Annotated in this window: 2 protein-coding genes and 1 pseudogene; 1 reads left to right on the top strand and 2 read right to left on the bottom strand. The window is 72.7% G+C overall.

Translation table 11 applies throughout. The features are described 5' to 3' along the window. Positions 1 to 33: 33 nt before the first annotated feature. Both ACFV61_RS24060 and ACFV61_RS24055 read right to left on the bottom strand, forming a co-directional pair. Positions 34 to 816: a glucosamine-6-phosphate deaminase gene (locus tag ACFV61_RS24060; RefSeq protein WP_371522117.1), complete on the bottom strand. Its 783-nt coding sequence runs from the start codon at positions 814 to 816 to the stop codon at positions 34 to 36. Positions 817 to 1,060: 244 nt separating this feature from the next. Beyond that, positions 1,061 to 1,468, bottom strand: coding sequence for a hypothetical protein (locus ACFV61_RS24055; RefSeq protein WP_380493803.1), 408 nt, complete (start codon positions 1,466 to 1,468; stop codon positions 1,061 to 1,063). Between the two features lie 282 nt (positions 1,469 to 1,750). Here ACFV61_RS24055 and ACFV61_RS24050 point away from each other — a divergent pair. Then, positions 1,751 to 2,220, top strand: a pseudogene (locus tag ACFV61_RS24050) (hypothetical protein); the annotation flags it as partial.

The following is a 2,220-nucleotide window of genomic DNA, read 5'->3' as shown; positions in this document are numbered from 1 at the left end:
CTGCGCCGGCCCCCCGCCCGGCCCCCGCCGACCTCAGAGCTTCTGCCAGGCCGGCTTGGCGGCGTAGGTGTCGCGGAAGTAGTCGGCGAGCTTGAGGCCGGAGGCGGCGGCCTCGTCGACCACCACGGTGGCGTGCGGGTGGAGCTGCAGCGCCGAGGCGGGGACGGCGGCGGACAGCGGCCCCTCGACGGAGAGGGCGACGGCCTCGGCCTTGGCCTCGCCGGTGGCGAGCAGGACGAGGTGGCGCGCCTCCAGGATGGTCCCGATGCCCTGGGTGATGACGTGGTGCGGGACCTCGTCGAGGCTGTCGAAGAACCGGGCGTTGTCCTCGCGGGTCTGCCGGGTGAGCGTCTTGATCCGGGTCCGGGAGGCCAGCGAGGAGCAGGGCTCGTTGAAGCCGATGTGACCGTCGGTGCCGATGCCGAGCAGCTGGAGGTCCACGCCGCCGGCCGCGGCCAGCGCGCGGTCGTAGTCGGCGGCCGCCGCGGCGATGTCCGTCGCGTTGCCGTCCGGGCCGAGGAAGGAGTCCTCGGTCAGGCCCAGCGGCTCGACGACCTCGCGCAGCACCACCGAGCGGTAGGACTCGGGGTGGCCGGCGGGCAGGCCGACGTACTCGTCGAGCTGGCAGATGCGCGCCCGGGAGGCGTCGAGCCGGCCGTCGCGGACCCGCTCGGCGAGGGCCTGGTAGATCGGCAGCGGCGTCGAGCCGGTCGCCACGCCGAGCAGGGCCTCGGGCTTGCCGGTCAGCAGATCGGTGATCGCCGCGGCGATGAGTTCGCCGGCCGCTGAGGCGTCAGGGACGATCACGATTTCCATACTGGTCCACCGTTCTGAGCCGGGTGCTTGGTCTAGACCCTTGAGGTCTAGACCAGTTTGCCGTGAACGGGTGCCCCAGGTCCACTCGGGCCCTGGTCGGAGCCGCTCTGCGGGGCTGCACATGCCGACGGGCCGGCCGCCGGGTGCGCTGGCGGCCGGCCCTGGAGCCGGGGCGCGGACGCCCCGGCGGTGGGGTGGGTCGGGTCGATCGAGGACCTCGGTGCTGGTGGAGCGGCGGGGTCCGTCAGAACGGGTTGGTACAGGTGGTGACCTGCCGGGTCGCCTCCAGCGCCGGGCCGGCGGTGGCGCAGATGATCCGCAGGTCGGTGGTGACGACGCGCGGGGTGACCGCCTTTGCGGAGCCCAGGCGCACGGTGGTCGCGGAGGCGACCGTCTCCCACGGGCTGCCCCAGGCCTTCTGGGTCCGCACCTCGACCTGAACCATCGTCAACTGGCGCGAGTCGGCGGAGACCTGGGCGACGCCGAAGAAGCCCTCGCCGTCGTGCTGGTGCGAGATGCAGGGCGTGTTGAGCACGGCGGCGCAGGCCACCGCTTCGTTCTCGGTCGTCGCCGGGGCCGCGATGGCCGGTCCGGCCGCCAGGCCTGCTATCCCTGCCGCCATCATCGTCACAGCTGCGATCCGAGCGCGCATGATATGAACCTCCTTGGAAATTAAGGGGATCTCACTCCTTGAGATGAGTCTTGCACAGAACGTGGTCATGTCGTGTGTGTGTTGCGTCACACTCAAGGTGACCATTCAACTACGTGCTGCAACCGCCTGTCGGGCGGTCGACGGACCGCCAGGTGGGAGGCCTGCGGGCAACTCGGCGACGCCCGGCCCGGGTTGGCGGTGTCCCTTCACTCGTCCGAGTGGCGAACTGCCGTCGGGGTGAATCGGGCCGTTAGCATCGACCCGAACCACGGAGGTGTCTGCGTGGACACGGTCATCGTGCAACTGCCCGACCGGGGGCCCGTGATGGCACCCGGCGAACCGCCCGGCCTGCTGCGGATGGGCCCCGGCGAGGCCGCGGTGTTCGGGCGCGGCGAGCCCGGCCGCCCGGCCCCCATCCCGCTGCCCGACCAGGGCGTCTCCCGGCGCGCGGGGGAGGTCACCGCCGCCGAGGACTACTGGCGGCTGTCCAACTTCAGCACCTCCGCCACCTACGTGGTGGAGAACCTGGAGGGCGCGGGCGAGCACGTCAAGGTGGCGCCCGGCCGGCTCGGCGCGCCCGTCCCGTTCGAGTTCTCCCGGGTGCTGCTGCCCGCCCTCGGCGAACCCGCCTCGTTCAAGGTCTTCGCCCCGCAACACGCGTACCTGGAGGGTCGGCCAGGCGGCGTGGGGGGGGGGGGGGCGCGGGGGGGTCCGGTGCCCCGCCGCCCCCCCCCCCACGCCCACGCGATATC

It is taken from the genome of Kitasatospora sp. NPDC059817 (assembly GCF_042731835.1).
Lineage (GTDB): Bacteria > Actinomycetota > Actinomycetes > Streptomycetales > Streptomycetaceae > Kitasatospora.
The sequence above is the reverse complement of the archived record's forward strand: the minus strand, read 5'-3'. Positions and strand labels throughout refer to the sequence as shown.

Bases quoted from the DNA above. Each gene is read 5' to 3' on its own strand.
- ACFV61_RS24060 (WP_371522117.1), bottom strand. From the start codon at position 816: ATGGAAATCGTGATCGTCCCTGACGCCTCAGCGGCCGGCGAACTCATC.
- ACFV61_RS24055 (WP_380493803.1), bottom strand. From the start codon at position 1,468: ATGCGCGCTCGGATCGCAGCTGTGACGATGATGGCGGCAGGGATAGCA.